Source organism: Pseudomonas sp. S3_A09, assembly GCF_054668065.1.
The window spans coordinates 1,415,609-1,433,911 of the sequence record NZ_CP162752.1; the positions used below are offsets into that span (position 1 = coordinate 1,415,609).

Annotated in this window: 19 protein-coding genes and 1 pseudogene; 9 read left to right on the forward strand and 11 right to left on the reverse strand. The window is 61.2% G+C overall.

What is annotated here, in order from left to right; translation table 11 throughout:
- Positions 1-7 precede the first annotated feature (7 nt).
- The 6 genes from AB4N92_RS06705 to ffh all read right to left on the reverse strand — a co-directional run bounded on the left by AB4N92_RS06705 (position 8) and on the right by ffh (position 4,075).
- Positions 8-421 carry an acyl-CoA thioesterase gene (locus tag AB4N92_RS06705; protein WP_010207985.1) on the reverse strand — a complete coding sequence of 138 codons (414 nt, stop codon included), beginning with the start codon at positions 419-421 and terminating at the stop codon, positions 8-10.
- Positions 422-503: 82 nt separating this feature from the next.
- On the reverse strand, positions 504-854 hold the full coding sequence (gene rplS, locus AB4N92_RS06710; RefSeq protein ID WP_003175895.1) for a 50S ribosomal protein L19: 351 nt from the start codon (positions 852-854) through the stop codon (positions 504-506).
- A gap of 45 nt (positions 855-899) precedes the next feature.
- Entirely contained in the window at positions 900-1,673 is a 774-nt protein-coding gene (gene trmD, locus AB4N92_RS06715; RefSeq protein ID WP_016977714.1) for a tRNA (guanosine(37)-N1)-methyltransferase TrmD, read from the reverse strand.
- Entirely contained in the window at positions 1,655-2,191 is a 537-nt protein-coding gene (rimM, locus tag AB4N92_RS06720) for a ribosome maturation factor RimM (RefSeq protein WP_010207983.1), read from the reverse strand. The genes trmD and rimM overlap by 19 nt, the downstream gene beginning before the upstream one ends.
- A 5-nt stretch (positions 2,192-2,196) precedes the next feature.
- Positions 2,197-2,448: a 30S ribosomal protein S16 gene (rpsP, locus tag AB4N92_RS06725; protein ID WP_003175899.1), complete on the reverse strand. Its 252-nt coding sequence runs from the start codon at positions 2,446-2,448 to the stop codon at positions 2,197-2,199.
- Positions 2,449-2,698: 250 nt separating this feature from the next.
- Positions 2,699-4,075 carry a signal recognition particle protein gene (gene ffh, locus AB4N92_RS06730; protein ID WP_460129592.1) on the reverse strand — a complete coding sequence of 459 codons (1,377 nt, stop codon included), beginning with the start codon at positions 4,073-4,075 and terminating at the stop codon, positions 2,699-2,701.
- 220 nt (positions 4,076-4,295) lie between these two features.
- Here ffh and AB4N92_RS06735 point away from each other — a divergent pair, with 220 nt between their 5' ends.
- The 3 genes from AB4N92_RS06735 (at position 4,296) to AB4N92_RS06745 (ending at position 8,030) form a co-directional block, all read left to right on the forward strand.
- Positions 4,296-5,108, forward strand: coding sequence for a cytochrome C assembly family protein (locus AB4N92_RS06735; protein WP_016977712.1), 813 nt, complete (start codon positions 4,296-4,298; stop codon positions 5,106-5,108).
- A gap of 12 nt (positions 5,109-5,120) precedes the next feature.
- A complete protein-coding gene (locus AB4N92_RS06740; RefSeq protein ID WP_047542944.1) occupies positions 5,121-6,359 on the forward strand; it encodes a transporter associated domain-containing protein in 1,239 nt (412 codons plus the stop codon).
- Between the two features lie 357 nt (positions 6,360-6,716).
- Positions 6,717-8,030 carry an MFS transporter gene (locus AB4N92_RS06745; RefSeq protein WP_010207979.1) on the forward strand — a complete coding sequence of 438 codons (1,314 nt, stop codon included), beginning with the start codon at positions 6,717-6,719 and terminating at the stop codon, positions 8,028-8,030.
- 104 nt (positions 8,031-8,134) lie between these two features.
- Here AB4N92_RS06745 and purT read toward each other — a convergent pair whose 3' ends face one another.
- The 5 genes from purT to AB4N92_RS06770 form a co-directional block, all read right to left on the reverse strand.
- A complete protein-coding gene (gene purT, locus AB4N92_RS06750) occupies positions 8,135-9,316 on the reverse strand; it encodes a formate-dependent phosphoribosylglycinamide formyltransferase (RefSeq protein WP_010207976.1) in 1,182 nt (393 codons plus the stop codon).
- A 69-nt stretch (positions 9,317-9,385) separates the two neighbouring features.
- A complete protein-coding gene (locus AB4N92_RS06755) occupies positions 9,386-9,853 on the reverse strand; it encodes a VUT family protein (protein WP_010207975.1) in 468 nt (155 codons plus the stop codon).
- Positions 9,854-9,993: 140 nt separating this feature from the next.
- The gene (locus AB4N92_RS06760; protein ID WP_010207973.1) at positions 9,994-10,212 is read right to left on the reverse strand and encodes a DUF1289 domain-containing protein; all 219 of its coding nucleotides are present in this window, start codon (positions 10,210-10,212) and stop codon (positions 9,994-9,996) included.
- The gene (locus AB4N92_RS06765; RefSeq protein ID WP_010207972.1) at positions 10,209-10,733 is read right to left on the reverse strand and encodes a gamma carbonic anhydrase family protein; all 525 of its coding nucleotides are present in this window, start codon (positions 10,731-10,733) and stop codon (positions 10,209-10,211) included. Before AB4N92_RS06765 ends, AB4N92_RS06760 begins: the two co-directional genes overlap by 4 nt.
- Before the next feature lie 36 nt (positions 10,734-10,769).
- Entirely contained in the window at positions 10,770-11,372 is a 603-nt protein-coding gene (locus AB4N92_RS06770; protein ID WP_010207970.1) for a CoA pyrophosphatase, read from the reverse strand.
- A gap of 149 nt (positions 11,373-11,521) precedes the next feature.
- Between AB4N92_RS06770 and AB4N92_RS06775 the strand changes: the two genes are divergently transcribed.
- The 6 genes and pseudogenes from AB4N92_RS06775 (at position 11,522) to ptsP (ending at position 18,292) form a co-directional block, all read left to right on the forward strand.
- The gene (locus AB4N92_RS06775) at positions 11,522-12,070 is read left to right on the forward strand and encodes an NUDIX hydrolase (protein ID WP_010207968.1); all 549 of its coding nucleotides are present in this window, start codon (positions 11,522-11,524) and stop codon (positions 12,068-12,070) included.
- A gap of 37 nt (positions 12,071-12,107) precedes the next feature.
- Entirely contained in the window at positions 12,108-12,611 is a 504-nt protein-coding gene (locus AB4N92_RS06780; protein WP_021492263.1) for a L,D-transpeptidase family protein, read from the forward strand.
- 263 nt (positions 12,612-12,874) lie between these two features.
- Positions 12,875-13,633 carry a GntR family transcriptional regulator gene (locus AB4N92_RS06785; protein WP_010207963.1) on the forward strand — a complete coding sequence of 253 codons (759 nt, stop codon included), beginning with the start codon at positions 12,875-12,877 and terminating at the stop codon, positions 13,631-13,633.
- Positions 13,634-13,643: 10 nt separating this feature from the next.
- Positions 13,644-14,750 carry an N-acetylglucosamine-6-phosphate deacetylase gene (nagA, locus tag AB4N92_RS06790; protein WP_010207962.1) on the forward strand — a complete coding sequence of 369 codons (1,107 nt, stop codon included), beginning with the start codon at positions 13,644-13,646 and terminating at the stop codon, positions 14,748-14,750.
- Positions 14,731-15,753 carry an SIS domain-containing protein gene (locus AB4N92_RS06795; protein WP_029529045.1) on the forward strand — a complete coding sequence of 341 codons (1,023 nt, stop codon included), beginning with the start codon at positions 14,731-14,733 and terminating at the stop codon, positions 15,751-15,753. Before nagA ends, AB4N92_RS06795 begins: the two co-directional genes overlap by 20 nt.
- A gap of 29 nt (positions 15,754-15,782) precedes the next feature.
- Positions 15,783-18,292 (forward strand): annotated as a pseudogene (ptsP, locus tag AB4N92_RS06800) (phosphoenolpyruvate--protein phosphotransferase).
- Positions 18,293-18,303 lie beyond the last annotated feature (11 nt).

Here is an 18,303-nt window from a genome sequence, read left to right on the forward strand (position 1 = left end):
TTCAGGATCAGTCAACAAACCCAGGCAATACCGGGACAGGCCGCTTGTCGGCATCAATCGCGACAAAGCTGAACACGCCCTGGATCGCCTTTTCGCGACCATCAGCACTCATGCTCTCGACGAATACTTCCACCTCGACCTTGAGGCTGGTGTTACCGACTTTGATCACACGGCCAATCAGCTCAACGATGGAGCCTGCCGGGATCGCGTGATTGAAGTCGATACGGTCAGTAGACACCGTTACCAGCGGCAAGCGGCAAAAGCGCGTGGCGGTAATGAACGACACTTCATCCATCCACGCCAAGGCGGTGCCGCCAAACAAGGTGTTGTGGTGGTTGGTGGTCGGCGGAAAAACGGCCTTGGTCACGTGAGTCACGGAAAGGTCGGTACGGCGCTGGATTTCTTCGAAGCGGGTGGTCATGCATAAATACCGGTAAATAGACAAATTTCAGGCACAAAAAAGCAGCCCGTAGGCTGCTTTTTTCTGCATCGGGAAGCTGGACTTAAGCCAGTTTTTCCTTGATGCGAGCTGCTTTACCGGACAGGTCACGCAGGTAGTACAGCTTGGCTTTACGTACGTCACCGCGACGCTTGACGGCCATGCTGTCGATTTGCGGGCTGTAGGTCTGGAAAGTACGCTCTACGCCAACACCGTTGGAGATTTTACGAACAGTGAAAGCACTGTTCACACCACGGTTACGCTTGGCGATTACCACGCCTTCGAACGCTTGCAGACGCGAACGGTCGCCTTCCTTCACTTTCACCTGAACGACAATGGTGTCGCCCGGGGCAAAGGTAGGGATCTCTTTGGTCATCTGCTCTGCTTCGAGTGCAAGGATGATTTTGTTAGTCATGCTGTGCTCCTAAGGTAAGTCAATGGACCTACCATCGATACGTTGTTAACTATCGTCCCGCGCGAGGATGTATTCCTCGAGCAGCTTCTTCTCTTCTCCAGAAAGCGAGCGGCTTTCCAGAAGATCGGCGCGTCGTTCATAGGTCCGACCAAGGGACTGCTGTAAACGCCAACGCCGGATGTGTGCGTGATTGCCACTTAGCAATACGTCGGGAACACGCTGATCCGCATACACCTCCGGTCGGGTGTAGTGCGGGCAATCCAGCAAACCATCCGTGAAGGAGTCTTCCTCCGCGGAGTCCGCATGCCCTAAAGCTCCAGGCAGCAGTCGTGTAACCGCATCTATCAGGACCATCGCCGGCAGCTCGCCGCCAGACAGAACATAGTCCCCAATCGACCACTCTTCATCGACATGAGCTTCAATAAACCGCTCGTCAATGCCTTCATAGCGACCGGCAATCAGGATCAGTGCTTCCTCATTCGCCAGTTCGCGGACCCCAGCCTGTTTCAGCTGACGGCCTTGAGGGGACAGGTAAATTACCTTCGCCTTCTCCCCGGCAGCGGCCTTGGCCTGAACCAATGCGTCTTCCAGGGGCTTGATCTTCATCACCATGCCCGGGCCACCGCCAAATGGGCGATCGTCCACAGTGTGATGTCGATCCGTCGTGTAGTCTCGCGGGTTCCAACAGGTGAGCTGCAACAGCCCCTGTTTCACCGCCCGACTGGTGATGCCGTACTCGCTGATGGCGGAAAACATCTCGGGAAACAAACTGATCACTTCAATGCGCAAATTAGCCACGCTTAGAAGTCCGCGTCCCATTCCACCTTCATCTCGCCCGCGGCCAGGTCGACGGCCAACACGCATTGCGCCGTATAGGGCAACAGACGTTCGCGATCATCCAGGCTGCCAGCGCAAGGCTTGACCACCATTACATCATTGGCGCCGGTTTCCAGAAGATGATCGATTTTCCCGAACAATTGCCCGAGTTGATCAATAACCTTCAGACCTTCCAGCTGGTACCAGTAGTACTCGCCGTCGGTCAATTCAGGGAACAGATTGCGCGGCACGCAGATCTCATAACCGGCCAGAAGACGAGCTTCCTCACGATCATCAAGACCCTTGAGCTTTGCGACCAGGAACTTATCGCTCCCGCGTCCACTGACCAGCTCAACCTGCTTCACACTACCCTCGCGCTTGAGCGTCCAGGTCTTGTACTGCAACAGGTTTTCAGTCGGATCAGTAAAGGAATACACCTTCACTTCGCCGCGAACGCCATGAACAGAGTAAATCTTGCCGATAACGATCAAATCATCAGCAACAGCTGGCGTCGCGTTCATATTGCTCAGGCTGCGGCCTTAGCCGAGTCCTTCAACAGTTTTGCAACGCGCTCGGATGGCTGTGCACCCACGCTCAGCCAGTAGGCTACGCGCTCTTGGTTCACGGACAGACGAACTTCTTGACCACGAGCAACAGGGTTGAAGAAACCAACCTGTTCCTTGTGCGAACCGTCGCGCGGGTTGCGGCTGTCGGTTACGGTCAAGTGGTAAAACGGGCGCTTTTTGGAGCCGCCAAGGGCAAGACGGATTGTTAGCATGTGAACATCGTTCCTGTAGTCGGTGCTGCAAATCTAAATGCACAGCGGGCATAGGTGCCCGAAAGGCCGCATATTCTAAGGAATATCCGGACTTTTGCAAATGTCTTTTTCTGGCGCCTATCAGCGTGCCACTCAGATCTGCTATAGAGCCGTCGGTTAAAACGGCGAGTCAGCGCCCGCCAACGGCGGGTTTGCTGGAGATCCCACGTCCCTGTGGGTCGGAGCGCAAGCGTGCTTGCGCGCGAATACTTTACATTTTCGGCATGCCACCGCCGGGCAACATACCGCCCATGCCGCGCATCATCTTGGCCATTCCGCCCTTGGCGGAGAATTTCTTCATCATCTTCTGCATCTGCTTGTGCTGCTTGATCAAGCGACCGATGTCCTGCACCTGGGTGCCGGAACCCATGGCGATCCGACGTTTGCGCGAACCGCTGATCAGCTCAGGGTCACGGCGCTCGGCCGGGGTCATGGAGTTGATGATGGCTTCCATCTGCTTGAACTGCTTCTCTGCCGCGCCCTGGGCATTGCCCATCTGCGCCAGGTTCACACCGCCGATGTTCGGCAGTTTGTCCATCAGGCCGCCGAGGCCGCCCATGTTCTTCATCTGCTGCAGCTGGTCGCGGAAGTCTTCGAGGTCGAAGCCCTTGCCCTTCTTCAGCTTCTTGGCCAGTTTGTCGGCCTTGTCCTTGTCGAGCGTGGCTTCGGCCTGCTCGATCAGGCTGAGCACGTCACCCATACCGAGGATGCGCGAAGCAATACGCTCAGGATGGAACGGTTCGAGCGCGTCGCTCTTCTCGCCCATACCGATGAACTTGATCGGTTTGCCGGTGATGGCACGCACCGACAGCGCGGCACCGCCACGGGCGTCACCGTCGACCTTGGTGAGGATCACGCCGGTCAGCGGCAACGCGTCGCCGAAGGCCTTGGCGGTGTTGGCCGCATCCTGGCCGGTCATGGCGTCGACCACAAACAGCGTCTCGACCGGGTTGATCGCGGCATGCAACGCCTTGATCTCGCCCATCATCTCTTCGTCGATGTGCAGGCGACCGGCGGTATCGACGATGACCACGTCGATGAACTTGAGCTTGGCTTCTTTAATAGCCGCGTTGGCGATGTCGACCGGCTTCTGGCTCAGGTCGGACGGGAAGAAGGTCACCCCTACTTCGCCAGCGAGCATTTCCAGCTGTTTAATAGCAGCCGGACGGTATACGTCGGCCGACACCACCATCACGGACTTCTTCTTGCGCTCTTTAAGGAAGCGCGCCAGCTTGCCGGCGGTGGTGGTCTTACCCGCACCTTGCAGACCGGCCATCAGCACAACGGCAGGTGGCACGGCACTGAGGTTCAGGTCTTCGTTGGCCGCGCCCATCAGGCTTTCGAGTTCGGCCTGGACGATCTTCACAAACGCCTGGCCCGGGGTCAGGCTGCGGGACACTTCGATGCCCACCGCGCGCTCTTTGACCGAGTTGACGAAGTCCTTCACCACCGGCAAGGCCACGTCGGCTTCCAGCAACGCCATGCGCACTTCACGCAGGGTGTCTTTAATATTGTCCTCGGTCAGCTTGGCCTTGCCGGTTACATGGCGCAGCGTCTGCGAGAGACGGTCAGTCAGATTTTCAAACATGCGCGATCCTTTCAGGCCCTATTCATAGACCGAGGTAATGGCGGCCCAGGCTGTGGTAAATCGCTATTAAAAACAGCGCTCGGCGAGCCTGCGGCGTGGGCAGGTCGCGGATTATAGCGAAGACTGCCGCCATGCACACCCGCTGTCTGGCCTGAGAGTCTTTCGTGTTACGCGGGGGTATGCCAAACTCAGCGCCTTTCAGGCTTGCCTAACAGGACTTATGCTCCCTTTGTCACCCAGTTTGCTACCCAGCCTCGCCGCCGCCATCTTGTATGCCGCTGCGACTCTCTATCAGGGCACTCGTCTGGCCCAAGGCGCCAAGGCGGACAAACGCCTGCTCGTAGGCCTGGGCGTTCTCGCCCTGCTGGCCCATGCTGCCAGCCTGTTTACCCATTTGATGACACCCGTCGGCCTGGGCCTGGATTTTTTCAGCGCCGCCAGCTTGATCGCGGCCGCTGTCATCGCGCTGACCTTGCTGGCCTGCTACCGGATTCCCGTCGAGAATCTGCTGGTGCTGTTATTCCCGCTGGGAATGCTGACCGTGTTGATGGCGCAATTCGCCCCTACCGGCACGGTGCAGGTCATTGATGAAGAGCCGGGCATCCTCGCGCACATCCTGCTGTCGATCCTGGCGTACGGCATGTTCACCATCGCGGTGTTCCAGGCCCTGCTCCTGCTGCTGCAGGACCACCAGCTCAAGCACAAGCATCCCTCGGGGCTGATCAAGAACTTCCCGCCGCTGCAAACCATGGAAAGCCTGCTGTTCGGCTTCCTGTGGGCCGGTTGGACCCTGCTGTCACTGTCGCTGATCTCCGGCTGGCTGTTCGTCGAAAACCTGTTCGCCCAGCACTTGGTGCATAAGACCCTGCTGGCGTGTCTGGCCTGGGTGGTGTTCAGTGTGTTGCTGTGGGGCCGCAACCGGCTCGGCTGGCGCGGGCACAAGGCAATTCGCTGGACCCTGGCGGGCTTCTGCCTGCTGATGCTGGCCTATTTCGGCAGCAAGCTGGTCCGCGAATATATCCTGCACATCTGACGGGCAGCGATCATGGACAACTTGCCCCTGGAGCCGATGCTCGCGGTAATCGCCCTGCTGGTCTTATGGGCCGCACTGTTCACCGCCATTGAAGCCGCGCAACAACACCTGCTGGCCCTGCGCCCCGGTACACGCCAGGGTGACAAGGCAGCCGCCCGGCTAAGCTTCCCACGCCACAGCCTGATCCTGTGCAACAGCCTGTGTCGCGCCGCCGTGGTGATCCTCTGCACGCTACTGGCGATCTACGCCTGGGCGCAGAACGGGCCCTGGCTCGGCTGGATGATTTCCTGCGCAATCCTGTTGATTCTGGCCGATTACCTGCCCCGTGCCCTCGCCGTCCGCCATCCGCAAGCCGTGCTGGGCTTTGGCAACACGCTGCTGGGCGTGCCGCTGAAAATCCTCTACCCGCTGGCCTGGCTGCTCAATGGCATCAGCCTGTTGCTGCTGCGCCCATTCGCACGTAAATCCGGCGTGGTGAAAAAGAGCGACGAACCGCTGCCCGACCATGACGATGAGACAGAGCCCGAGTCCGACGAAAGCCGCACCCCAGGCATGCCCGGCATCCACGCCCTGGACAACATCACCGTCAACGACATCCTGGTGCCACGCAGTGAAGTGGACGGCATCAACCTGGATGACTCGATCGAAGAGATCATCGAACAATTGCGCACCTCTCAACGTACGCGCCTGCCGGTGTTCCACAGCGACATCAACCAGGTCCAGGCAGTGCTCAATACCCGGCAGATCCAGCACCTGCTGCCCGACGCCAGCCTGACCAAGGAAGCGTTGCTCGCCGCCTGCCACGAACCCTACTTCGTCCCGGAAAGCACACCCCTGCAACTGCAGCTGCTGAACTTTCACAAGCAACAACGCCGCCTGGGCATGGTGGTGGATGAATACGGCGAAGTGCTGGGTATCGTGACCCTGGAAGACATCCTCGAAGAAATCGTCGGTGAATTCGAAAGCGAGCAGAGTGCTGACAACCCGCATATCGAGCCCCAGCCGGACGGCCGCTACATCATCGATGGCGCCGCCTCGATCCGCGAGCTGAACAAAAGCCTGAACTGGCACCTGCCCAGCGACGGCCCCAAGACCCTCAACGGCCTGGTCACCGAAGCACTGGAGACCATCCCGGATTGCGCGGTCTGCCTGAAAATCGGTCGCTACCGCCTGGAAATCCTCGAGACCGAGGACAACCGCGTGAGCAAGGTGCTGATCTGGCACACCAGCCGGATGCCGGTCGCTGCCTGAATCAACTCGGTCCATGTGGGAGCTGGCTTGCCTGCGATGCAAACACCTCGGTCATTCAGTGAAAGCGAGGTGATCTTATCGCAGGCAAGCCAGCTCCCACATACACCCCACTCCAAACCGTAGATCCTCGCCAGCCCCCCTTGTTGTATGTTCAACCCCCTTCCTATAATCGGGGCGGCTTACCAGAGCCGCGCCTGACCGCGTGCTACCCGCACCCCGCGTGTCCAAGCACCGCTTTATCGTGTCTGACCGGCGTCCGCTCCCATCCCGAGCCTTCCCGCGCACAACCCTGATCCATGGGTGATCGACCAATAATAATCCGCGTCCAAACGCGCAATGACCATCAGGGACACTACCATGAGCACTACCTACAACGAGGCCGCGCCCGCCGCCGCCCCGACCAACTCGACCGCACGAGTCGCCACGGCGAGCATCGTCGGCACCGCCATCGAGTTCTACGACTTCTATATCTACGCCACGGCAGCTGCGCTGGTGATCGGGCCAGTGTTCTTCCCGCAGACCTCCGGTACCGCGCAGATGCTGGCGTCGTTCCTGACCTTCGGTATCGCCTTCATCGCCCGCCCGCTGGGCTCGGCACTGTTCGGCCACTTTGGCGACCGCATCGGGCGTAAATCGACCCTGGTGGCTTCGCTGTTGCTGATGGGCGTCTGTACGACGCTGATTGGCTTGCTGCCCGGCTATGACAGCATCGGGGCCTGGGCGCCGATCCTGTTGTGTGTGCTGCGCTTCGGCCAGGGCCTGGGCTTGGGCGGTGAATGGGGCGGCGCGGCGCTGCTGGCGACCGAGAACGCGCCCAAGGGCAAACGCGCCTGGTTCGGCATGTTTCCGCAACTGGGCCCATCGATCGGCTTTCTGGCAGCCAACGGCTTGTTCCTGATCCTGGCCATGAGCCTGAGCGACGAACAGTTCCGCAGCTGGGGCTGGCGCATCCCGTTCATCCTCAGCGCTGCGCTGGTGATGGTTGGCCTGTACGCGCGGCTGAAGCTGCATGAGACGCCGGTGTTCGCCAACGCCGTCGCCAAGGAAGCCCCGGTCAAGGTGCCGCTGGTGGAATTATTCAGCCAGCATTGGCTGCCGGTGTTGCTGGGCGCTGCGTCGATGGTGGTGTGTTATGCACTGTTCTACATCACCACTGCGTTTTCCCTGAGTTATGGCGTCTCCACCTTGGGCTACAGCCGTGAGACCTTCCTCGGCCTGTTGTGCTTTGCAGTCTTGTTCATGGGCCTGGCGACGCCGTTGGCAGCCTTGGCCAGTGACCGTTTCGGACGCAAGCCGGTGCTCATCGTCGGCGCGCTCCTGGCAATCCTGTCGGGCTTCACCATGGAGCCGCTGCTGACTCACGGTTCGACTTGGGCGGTGGCTTTGTTCCTGGCCTTGGAGCTGTTCCTGATGGGCGTGACCTTCGCGCCGATGGGCGCCATGCTGCCGGAACTGTTCCCGACCCGTGTGCGTTATACCGGTGCTTCGGCGGCGTATAACCTGGGTGGGATCGTGGGCGCGTCGGCCGCACCGTTCTTCGCGACCAAGCTGGTGGCGATGGGTGGGCTGAGTTATGTCGGTGGGTATGTATCGGCGGCAGCGTTGCTCAGCTTGATTGCTGTGCTGTGCCTGAAAGAGACGCGGGATAACGATTTGAACAAGGTTGCCTGATAGACCGCTTTCGCGAGCAAGCCCGCGCCCACATTGTGATCAGTGCCAGACTTGGCAATGCGATCGAATGTGGAGCGGGCTTGCTCGCGAAGGGCGCGACGCGGTTACAGCTCTACAACAACCGCCTTCGAAGCACGGGTCGCCTTCGCCCGAGCCGCTTCAATCGACTCATCCCGCGCCAACGCCACACCCATCCGACGCTGCCCATTCACTTCCGGTTTGCCAAACAGACGCAACGCCGTGTCCGGCTCGCTCAGCGCAGCGCCCAGGTTGGCGAACGCCGTCTGGGTCGACTGCCCTTCCACCAGGATCACCGCCGAGGCCGACGGCCCGAACTGACGGATCAACGGGATCGGCAAGCCCAGAATGGCGCGCGCATGCAGCGCAAACTGCGACAGGTCCTGAGAAATCAAGGTCACCAAACCGGTGTCATGCGGACGCGGCGAAACTTCGCTGAACCACACCTGATCACCCTTGATGAACAACTCCACACCAAACAGGCCACGACCACCCAGGGCCTCGGTCACGGCTTTGGCAACGCGCTCGGATTCTGCCAGGGCAATCGGGCTCATGGCTTGTGGCTGCCAGGATTCCTGATAGTCGCCCTTCTCCTGACGGTGACCCACCGGCGCACAGAACGTGGTGCCGCCGATGTGGCGCACGGTCAGCAGGGTGATTTCGTAGTCGAAGTCGATAAAGCCTTCGATGATCACGCGGCCTTTACCGGCACGGCCACCTTCCTGGGCGTAATCCCAGGCTTTCTGCACGTCGTCGGGGCTGCGCAGCAGGCTCTGGCCCTTGCCCGACGAACTCATCACCGGCTTGACCACGCACGGGAAGCCCAGGTCCTGGACGGCCTTGCTGTAATCTTCGAAGGTATCGGCGAAGTGGTACGGCGAGGTCGGCAGGTCCAGCTCTTCGGCGGCAAGACGGCGGATGCCTTCGCGGTTCATGGTCAGCGAGGTCGCGCGCGCGGTCGGAATCACAGTGAAGCCTTCGGCTTCCAGTTCCACCAGGGTGGCAGTGGCGATGGCTTCGATTTCCGGAACGATGAAATGCGGCTTCTCGGCCTCGATCACCGCACGCAGGGCGGCGCCGTCGAGCATGTTGATCACGTGGCTACGGTGCGCAACCTGCATGGCCGGCGCATTGGCGTAGCGATCCACGGCAATCACTTCAACGCCCAGGCGTTGCAGTTCGATTACCACTTCCTTGCCCAGCTCACCGCAGCCACACAACAAAACGCGGGTCGCGGTTGGCGACAATGGAGTTCCGATTCGGGTCATCTCAGGTCCTCAGGGGAGCGGATCATTGGGAGAAAGGCCGGCATTTTACATGAACTGCAGGAATTGGCCTCAGTTGACGACGGCCCGCTTGCGGATACGCCAGGCCATGATCAGCCACACGACCGTGACCCCGGCGAACTTCGACACCAGCGCGGTGCCCGCCACTGCCGGCGTGAGCGCGCCGATAAGGCCGAAGAAGATAAAGGTGTCGAGGGGAATGCTCAGCGCCGAACTTATCCACAGGCGATCGTGCAGCGGGCGTTTGGTGATGCTGAACACGAGCCAGTCGATGCACTCGGATACCGCAAACGCCGTGGCGCTGGCCAGGGCGATGGCCGGGTCGGACGTGACATACGACAGCACCAACGCCGCCAGCATGGCGATGATCGCTCCGTGACCGAAGCGGGTTTGCACCATGTCGCGCAGGATGAAGACCAGGCCACCCCAGGCCGACCAGATGACGTCCAGGTGCGGGGCGGTGGAAAAGGCAAAGTTGATCAGCACGACGCTGCTGATGTAGGCGATCAGGAAGAGCATGGGGCGAGGGACCTGTGAACAAGGGCCACAGGTTACTTCACATTCAGAAATATGTCGTCTGGGAGGGCCTCATCGCAGGCAAGCCGGCTCCCACATTTTGAATGCATTCATGTGGGAGCTGGCTTGCCTGCGATAGCGGTCTATCCGCCGCCAGATTTCCCGGAAGCCATAAACACCAATCCACTCGCCACCGCCCGCTCATGGCACAACCCCAACACGACCCGGCGCTCGGCGTTATCCATGCGGCTCCAGCGCGTAATTTCATCTACGGTACGCTGGCAGCCGGTGCAAATATCGTCATCGTCCAACGCGCAGATACTCACGCACGGCGAGGCGACGGGGCGTTCAATCGGGTTCATTCTTCCTGCTCTACCAAATCCCGCGCATAACGCTGAGAGTTATGCACATAGTGCGCAGCGCTGGCTTCGAGCATGCGTTTCTGCGCGTCGGTCAATTCACGCACCACTTTGCCCGGCGAGCCCATCACCAGTGAACCATCGGGGATTTCCTTGCCTTCGCCGATCAGTGAATTGGCGCCGATGATGCAGTGCTTGCCGATCTTCGCGCCGTTGAGGATCACCGCGTTGATACCGATCAGGCTGTAATCATCCACCGTGCAACCATGCAGCATCGCGTTATGACCGATGGTCACACCGGTGCCCAGGGTCAGCGGGTAGCCCATGTCGGTGTGCATCACACTGCCATCCTGCACGTTGCTGTTCTTACCGATCAGGATCAGTTCGTTGTCGCCACGCAACACCGCGTTGAACCAGACGTTGGCGCCCTCCTCCAGCTTGACCTTGCCCACCAGCGTGGCATTCGGTGCCACCCAGCTCTGAGGGTGAGTCTCGACGCGGGCGTCGCCCAGGCGGTATTTCATGGTGTTTCCTCACGGCATTGCCATTCAAGCGATGGCTTAGATGTTGATGAAACTCTTGGGGGGCTGGTGCAGGCTGATCTGGGCGTCGTCATAGAGCAGATTGATCAACTCGACGATCATGATCGCCGTCAGCCCCCAGATCTTGTATTCGCCGAACCGATAACTGGGCACGTACCAACTACGTCCCTGGTAATCGATCCTGTGGGTATGTTCGCGCGGGTCCTGTCGGAAGAAGTCCAACGGCACGCTAAAAACGGCGGCGATCTCGGCATCGTTGGCCAGGTATTCGACGTAGTCGGGGATGACGCCGACATACGGCGTAACCCGAATACCGTGCAGGGAGATCAATGGGCTCAATGGGCCAATGACCTCCACAAGGCCGGGTGGAAGGCCTATCTCTTCTTCGGCTTCACGTAGCGCGGTGAAAATCAGGTCCGGGTCTTCGGGGTCGCGGCGCCCGCCAGGAAAGGCCACTTCACCGCCGTGGGTCGACAAGCCGCTGGCACGCAGGGTCAGGATCAGCTCAGGTTCGTCACTGCGGGTAATCGGCACCAGCACCGCGGCCTCGGGGAAACGCCCATCGGTTTCCAGCGTGTGGGGGGTGTGATTGGTTACCCGGCGAAGTAGCTCGTCCAGCATGAGTCATCTCGGTCTGTTGGCTACCTTGCATCATGCACCAAAGCACGCGGGCGCCCAACCCCAAAACCCGCGTGGTGTCGCTAAACGACAACTTGTTGCAGCGCCCTGCCCGTCACGCCAAGATAGACGCACTTTCCAGGAACCCCAGCATGAATTTCTGCAGCCAGTGCGGTAAACCGGTTACCCAACGCATCCCCGAAGGCGACGGCCGCTTGCGCTTTGTGTGCGATCACTGCTCGACCATTCACTACCAGAACCCCAATATCGTCGCTGGCACCGTGCCAGTGTGGGGCGATAAAGTGCTGTTGTGCCGCCGCGCCATCGAACCGCGCCTGGGCTACTGGACCCTGCCCGCCGGTTTCATGGAAAACGGCGAGACGGTGGAACAGGCCGCCATGCGCGAAACCTTGGAAGAAGCCTGCGCCCGCGTGCACAACATGAATATTTACACTCTGATCGACGTGCCACATATCAACCAGGTGCATATCTTCTACCGCGCCGACCTGCTCGACCTGGAGTTTGCCGCCGGCCCCGAGAGCCTGGAAGTGCAGTTGTTCGACGAAGCCGACATCCCTTGGTCCGAGCTGGCTTTCCGCACGGTCGGGCGTACCCTAGAATGCTTTTTCGCTGACCGCAGGCTTCAGTCGTACCCGGTGCGCAGCGAGGCCGTGCCGCCGCTGGGCAAGCCCGCCCAATAACACTCCGGCAGATGGCCTTTAAGGGGATACCGTTTTAATGCGTTGGTTGCTTGCTCTTATCTGCCTGTCGTTCGCTACCCTGTCATCGGCCTCCACGGTGCAAACCCTGGGCGGCAAGCCTGTCGAAAAAGTCCTGGTGCTCAAGTCCGCCCACCAATTGCAGCTGATCAACGACGGCAAGCCGTTCAAGACCTACCGCATTTCCCTGGGCAAGAACCCCAAGGGCCATAAGCTGATCGAGGGTGATCGCCGCACGCCGGAAGGCCTCTACTGGATCGACTGGCGCAAGACCAGCGACCGCTTCAACCTCGCCATGCACATTTCCTACCCGAACATCAGCGACGCCGCCCGTGCCCGCCGCGAAGGCGTGAGCCCCGGCAGCATGATCATGATCCACGGCACGCCGGATACCGAGGATTACCCGGAACAATGGTTCCACACCCTGGACTGGACCGACGGCTGCATCGGCATGCGCAACGTGGATATGCGCGAAGTGTGGAACCTGGTCAAAGACGGCACCCTCATCGAGATTCGTCCGTAATCTCGTACCGTTCGTAAAATAATTCGAAAATATTTCCCGCCCTGCCCCGCACCCGCGGGTGAATACCAGTTCACTCCCGCGGGCTTTGCAGTTCTGCGCGCGATATAGACCTCTCTAATACCACTTGATACCAAGCCCAATTGCAGCGCCCTGAAACCGGCGTTTGCACCGTTTTGGCTGCATTGACATGGTATTTAAGTGGTATTAATTTCCGGCCAATACCGGGCGACAACACTCCAATAACCGCATCGGAAACCTGACAGATGAATCCCATCCTGGGCCTGCGCCCCGACGACAAACAATCCACGCCGCTGTACCTGCAATTGGCGCGCAAGCTCGAAGCGGCGATCCATGCCGGCCAGTGGACGTCCGAACAGGCACTGCCATCGGAACGGGCTCTCAGTGAGCAACTGAGCATTTCCCGGGTCACCGCCCGCAAAGCCCTCGAAGTGCTGTTCGACCAAGGCCTGATTCGCCGCAGCCAGGGTTCCGGCACCTTTATCACGCCGCGCCTGGAACAACCGCTGTCACGCTTGTCGGGCTTCAGTGAGATGTTGCGCCTCAAAGGCTTTGTGCCCAGCTCGCAATGGCTGGAACGCGACATCACCCCGCCGACCCACGAAGAACTGATCCGCCTGTGCCTGTCGACCAGCGACAAAGTGGCGCGACTCAAGCGCCTGCGCAAAGCCGATGACACCGTGATGGCGATCGAAATGACCGTCGTCCCAGCCTCGGTGCTGCCGCAGCCGCAAGCCCTGGGCAGTTCGTTGTACGAATACTTTGAAAGCATCGGCAAACCTATCGTCCGCGCCTTGCAGCATGTGCAGGCGATCAACGCCTCGGACGAGTTCGCGCGCCTGGTGGGCATCGCCCCCGGCACCGCCATGCTGCTGATGACCCGGGTTGGCTACACCGCCGACAACACGCCGATCGAAATCACCGACACCTACTGCCGCAACGACTACTACGACTTCGTCGCAGAACTGCGCCGCCACGACTATTCCGCTGAACTGCGAATTTAGAGAACTGCCCATGTCCGAAGACAACATCCTCACGCCCGACGGCTGGATTCGCGGCCGCCTGGTGCACGAGCACGGTAAGGTGATTGCGATTGAAGGCACACCGTGCGACCCGGCTGAAAACGACTTGCCCTACCTGCTGCCGGGCTTTATCGACCTGCACGTGCATGGCGGTGGCGGCGCAGACATCATGGAAGGCGGCGCGGCTTTCGAAACCATCACCCGCACCCACGTGCGCTTTGGCACCACGTCGTTGCTGGCCACCACCATGACCGCACCGGTGGAGGAAATCTCCCGCGTGCTCGGTCAGCTCGGCACGTTCTGCGAGCGGCGCCCTGCAGGCAGCGCCCGTGTACTCGGCGTACACCTGGAAGGGCCCTACATCAATCCCGGAAAACTCGGCGCCCAACCTAACTTCGCCCACACCGCACTGATGGCCGAAGTCGAAGCCTACCTGCGCCTGGCACCGATCCGCGTGATCACCATCGCGCCGGAGATCGCCGGCCATGACGGTCTGATCCGCGCCCTCAGCGAACGCGGCGTGCGCATGCAGATCGGCCACACCCTGGGCAGCTACGAAGAAGGCGTCGCCGCCCTCGCCGCCGGCGCCACCAGCTTTACCCATTTGTATAACGCGATGAGCCCGTTGCATCACCGCGAACCGGGCATCGTCGGCGCCGCCCTGGCTCATGCCAAATTTGCCGAACTGATCCCGGATCTGCTCCACGTTCACCCCGGTGCCATGCGTGTGGCCCTGCGCTCGATCCCGTGCCTGTACTGCGTCACCGACTCCACCGCCGCCGCCGGCATGCCCGACGGCGAATACAAGCTGGGCAGCCATACCGTGACCAAATGCCTGGGCGGCGTACGCCTGGCCGACGGCACCCTGGCCGGCAGCACCCTGACCATGGACCAGGCGCTGCGCAATCTGGTGAAAATCGGCCTGCCCATCAGCGAAGCCTCACAACGCCTGTCGCAATTTCCTGCGGACTACCTGGGCCTGGAAGAACGCGGCCGCTTGCAACCCGGCAGCTTCGCCGACTGCGTGCGCCTGGACCGCTCCCTGACACTCACCGACGTAATGGTCGAAGGAGAAACCATTGACTTCAAAAATGCTTGAAGAGGCCCTGGCCTCCTGCGACGCCGTCGCCGCTCAACTGCAACGCCTGGACCCGCTGCTGGAAGAAGTCGCCGGCCGCCTGCGCCGCCAGCCGCCGCAAGTGGCGATGACCATCGCCCGTGGCAGCTCGGACCACGCCGCGAGTTACTTCGCCTACCTGGCCATGCAGCATGTAGGCATTCCGGTGGCGTCGTTGCCGATGTCGGTGGTGACCTTGTTGCAAGCGCCGATGAAAGTCAGCGGCCAAGTCGCGTTTGGCTTCTCCCAGTCGGGCCAGAGCCCGGACCTGGTCAACAGCCTGCGCCTGCTGCGCAAGCGCGGTGCCCTGAGCATTTCGCTGGTCAACGCCGAAGACTCGCCGCTGGAAGCCGCCTGCGAATTCCATGTGCCGCTGTGCGCCGGGCCGGAACAGAGCGTGGCCGCCACCAAAAGCTTTATCGCCACCCTCAGCGCCAGCGCGCAGTTGATCGGCCACTGGAATCAGGAAACCGAGTTGCTGCAAGCGTGCCGCGCCCTGCCCGATGACCTGCGTGCCGCTGCCAAGCAGGATTGGACGGTTGCCATCGAGGCCCTGCGCGACTGCCAGCAACTGATGGTCATCGGCCGTGGCGCCGGTTTTGCCATTGCCCAGGAAGCCGCACTCAAGCTCAAGGAAACCTCGGCGATCCAGGCCGAAGCCTTCAGCAGCGCCGAAGTGCGTCACGGCCCGATGGCCCTGATTGGCGACAACTACCCCCTGCTGGTCTTCGCCCCGCGCGGCGCCGAGCAAGCCGGCTTGCTGAGCCTGGCCGCCGACATGCGTCAACGCGGCGCCCGCGTGCTGCTCGCCGCACCGGATGATATCGCCGAGCGCGACCTGACCCTGAGCCGCGCCGAACACCCGACCCTGGACCCGATCCTGGCGATTCAGAGTTTCTACATCATGGCTGCAGGCCTGGCGGTCGCTCGGGGCATGGACCCTGACCAGCCGCGCCACCTGAGCAAAGTTACCCGCACTCACTGAGTGGCGTTTTCCTGATGAGTACCGTGCCCATGTCCTACAACAATAATGAATTGACCCTCAGCGCACCGTTAAGCGGGCCAGTGCTGACCCTGGGCAACGTTCCCGACGAAGTGTTCGCCAGCGGCGCGATGGGCGATGGTATTGCTATCGACCCCTTGAACGATTGCCTGTACGCGCCCTGTGACGGCGTGATCATCCATGTCGCGCGTACCGGGCACGCCCTGACGATTCGCGCCGAGAACGGTGCCGAGGTGCTGATGCACGTGGGCATCGACACGGTGGAACTGAATGGCGAAGGCTTTGCCTTGCTGGTCAAGGACGGCGCACGGGTGAGCAAGGGCCAGGCGTTGGTGCAGTTTGACCTGGACCGCATTGCGCGTCAGTGCAAGAGCCTGGTCAGCCTGATCATCCTGACCAATGGCGAGCGCTTTGAATTGCGTGCGGTGGCCGGGCAAAAGGTCAAGGTCGGCGAGCCGTTGTTGCAGATCGTGGCGCGTTCGGCGGCAGCGGTTCAAACCGCTGTGGATAACTCGGAAGCTGACGTCAGCGCCAGCGTACGCATCACGCATCGTGGCGGTTTGCACGCGCGTCCGGCAGCGTTGATTCGCAAGACCGCCCAGGACTTCAGCAGCCAGGCACAGCTGCATTTCGGTGATAAATCGGCGTCCTGTGACAGCCTGATCGGCTTGATGGGCCTGGGTATTGGCGAAGGGGACGAAGTACGCGTGACCTGTCGCGGCAAAGACGCCGAAGCCGCATTGCAGGCATTGGTCGCGGCGTTGTCAGCCGTCATCAAGGAAGAACACCACGTCCCTGTCGTTGCCCCCCACGCCGAGCGCATACCGAAGCCGGCGTGCTGCAAGGTGTGTGTGCTGCGCCGGGCCTGGTCTGCGGGCCGTTGTTCCGCCTGACCGGCATCGAATTGCCGGCAGACGTCGGCAACCACTCTGCCGACGAACAACTGCAACACCTGGACACCGCCCTGGAGCAAGTACGCAGCGAAATTCGCAGCACTCTGGCGCATGCCCGCCAGCGCAAGAACGTCGAGGAAGAGGACATCTTCGCCGCCCACCTCGCTCTGTTGGAAGACCCGAATCTGCTGGAAGCCGCAACCCGTTCAATTGAACAAGGCAGCGCAGCCACCCATGCCTGGCGCGATGCAATCCAGGCGCAATGCGCGGTGTTGCTGGCCCTGGGCAAACCGTTGTTTGCCGAACGTGCCAACGATCTGCGGGATTTGCAGCAACGCGTATTGCGCGCGCTGCTCGGTGAAGCCTGGCATTTCGAATTGCCCGCCGGATCGATTGTCAGCGCCCATGAACTGACCCCGTCTGACCTGCTGCAATTGAGTGCGCAACACGCCGTCGGCATTTGCATGGCCGAAGGCGGCGCCACATCCCACGTGGCGATTCTGGCCCGCGGTAAAGGCTTGCCCTGTGTGGTGGCGTTGGGCGCCGAAGTTCTCGACGTGCCCCAAGGCCAACGCGTGGTACTCGACGCCGTCAACGGCCGTCTGGAATTGGAGCCCACCGAAGCGCGTCACGCCGAAGTGCACCAGATTCGCGACGCGCAGAAACTGCGGCGCCAGCAGCAACAGGCCCAAGCCCAGGAGCCGGCGCGCACAACGGATGGCGTGAGTATCGAGGTCGCCGCGAATGTCGCCTCCAGCGCCGAAGCCCAGGTGGCGTTTGAAAACGGTGCCGATGGGGTCGGCCTGCTGCGCACCGAGTTTCTCTTCGTCGACCGCCGCACCGCACCGGATGAGCACGAACAACGCCACGCCTACCAAGCCGTGCTGGATGCCATGGGCGACAAGTCAGTGATCATCCGCACCATCGACGTGGGCGGCGACAAGCAACTCGACTACCTGCCGCTGCCGGTCGAGGCCAACCCGGTGCTGGGCCTGCGCGGTATCCGCATGGCCCAGGTGCGCCCGGAGCTGCTAGACCAGCAACTGCGCGCGCTGCTGCAAGTGTCTCCACTGGAGCGTTGCCGCATTCTATTGCCGATGGTCAGCGAAGTGGATGAGCTGCTGCAGATCCGCCAGCGCCTGGATGAGCTGTGCGTGGAGTTGGAGCTGACCCAGCGCCCCGAACTGGGGGTGATGATCGAAGTGCCCGCCGCTGCGCTGATGGCCGAACACTTGGCCAAGCATGCGGACTTCCTGTCCATCGGCACCAATGACCTGTCCCAGTACACCCTGGCCATGGACCGCGACCACGCCGGCCTCGCCGCTCGGGTCGATGCCCTGCACCCGGCGCTGCTGCGGCTGATCGCCCAGACCTGTGCAGGCGCGGCGAAACACGGGCGTTGGGTCGGCGTATGTGGCGCCCTCGCCTCCGACCCGTTGGCTACGCCGGTACTGGTGGGACTGGGGGTCAGCGAGCTGTCGGTGAGCCCGCCGCAGATCGCAGAAATCAAGGACCGCGTCCGCCACCTGGACGCGGCGCAATGCCGGCAACTGAGCCAAGGCCTGCTCGACCTGAGCAATGCCAAGGCCGTTCGCCAAGCCTGTCAACACCACTGGCCGCTGAGCTGACAACAACAAGA

Coding starts and splice junctions, on each gene's coding strand:
- AB4N92_RS06705 (WP_010207985.1), bottom strand. CDS start 421: ATGACCACCCGCTTCGAAGAAATCCAGCGCCGTACCGACCTTTCCGTG.
- rplS (WP_003175895.1), bottom strand. CDS start 854: ATGACTAACAAAATCATCCTTGCACTCGAAGCAGAGCAGATGACCAAA.
- trmD (WP_016977714.1), bottom strand. CDS start 1,673: ATGGGACGCGGACTTCTAAGCGTGGCTAATTTGCGCATTGAAGTGATC.
- rimM (WP_010207983.1), bottom strand. CDS start 2,191: ATGAACGCGACGCCAGCTGTTGCTGATGATTTGATCGTTATCGGCAAG.
- rpsP (WP_003175899.1), bottom strand. CDS start 2,448: ATGCTAACAATCCGTCTTGCCCTTGGCGGCTCCAAAAAGCGCCCGTTT.
- ffh (WP_460129592.1), bottom strand. CDS start 4,075: ATGTTTGAAAATCTGACTGACCGTCTCTCGCAGACGCTGCGCCATGTA.
- AB4N92_RS06735 (WP_016977712.1), top strand. CDS start 4,296: ATGCTCCCTTTGTCACCCAGTTTGCTACCCAGCCTCGCCGCCGCCATC.
- AB4N92_RS06740 (WP_047542944.1), top strand. CDS start 5,121: ATGGACAACTTGCCCCTGGAGCCGATGCTCGCGGTAATCGCCCTGCTG.
- AB4N92_RS06745 (WP_010207979.1), top strand. CDS start 6,717: ATGAGCACTACCTACAACGAGGCCGCGCCCGCCGCCGCCCCGACCAAC.
- purT (WP_010207976.1), bottom strand. CDS start 9,316: ATGACCCGAATCGGAACTCCATTGTCGCCAACCGCGACCCGCGTTTTG.
- AB4N92_RS06755 (WP_010207975.1), bottom strand. CDS start 9,853: ATGCTCTTCCTGATCGCCTACATCAGCAGCGTCGTGCTGATCAACTTT.
- AB4N92_RS06760 (WP_010207973.1), bottom strand. CDS start 10,212: ATGAACCCGATTGAACGCCCCGTCGCCTCGCCGTGCGTGAGTATCTGC.
- AB4N92_RS06765 (WP_010207972.1), bottom strand. CDS start 10,733: ATGAAATACCGCCTGGGCGACGCCCGCGTCGAGACTCACCCTCAGAGC.
- AB4N92_RS06770 (WP_010207970.1), bottom strand. CDS start 11,372: ATGCTGGACGAGCTACTTCGCCGGGTAACCAATCACACCCCCCACACG.
- AB4N92_RS06775 (WP_010207968.1), top strand. CDS start 11,522: ATGAATTTCTGCAGCCAGTGCGGTAAACCGGTTACCCAACGCATCCCC.
- AB4N92_RS06780 (WP_021492263.1), top strand. CDS start 12,108: ATGCGTTGGTTGCTTGCTCTTATCTGCCTGTCGTTCGCTACCCTGTCA.
- AB4N92_RS06785 (WP_010207963.1), top strand. CDS start 12,875: ATGAATCCCATCCTGGGCCTGCGCCCCGACGACAAACAATCCACGCCG.
- nagA (WP_010207962.1), top strand. CDS start 13,644: ATGTCCGAAGACAACATCCTCACGCCCGACGGCTGGATTCGCGGCCGC.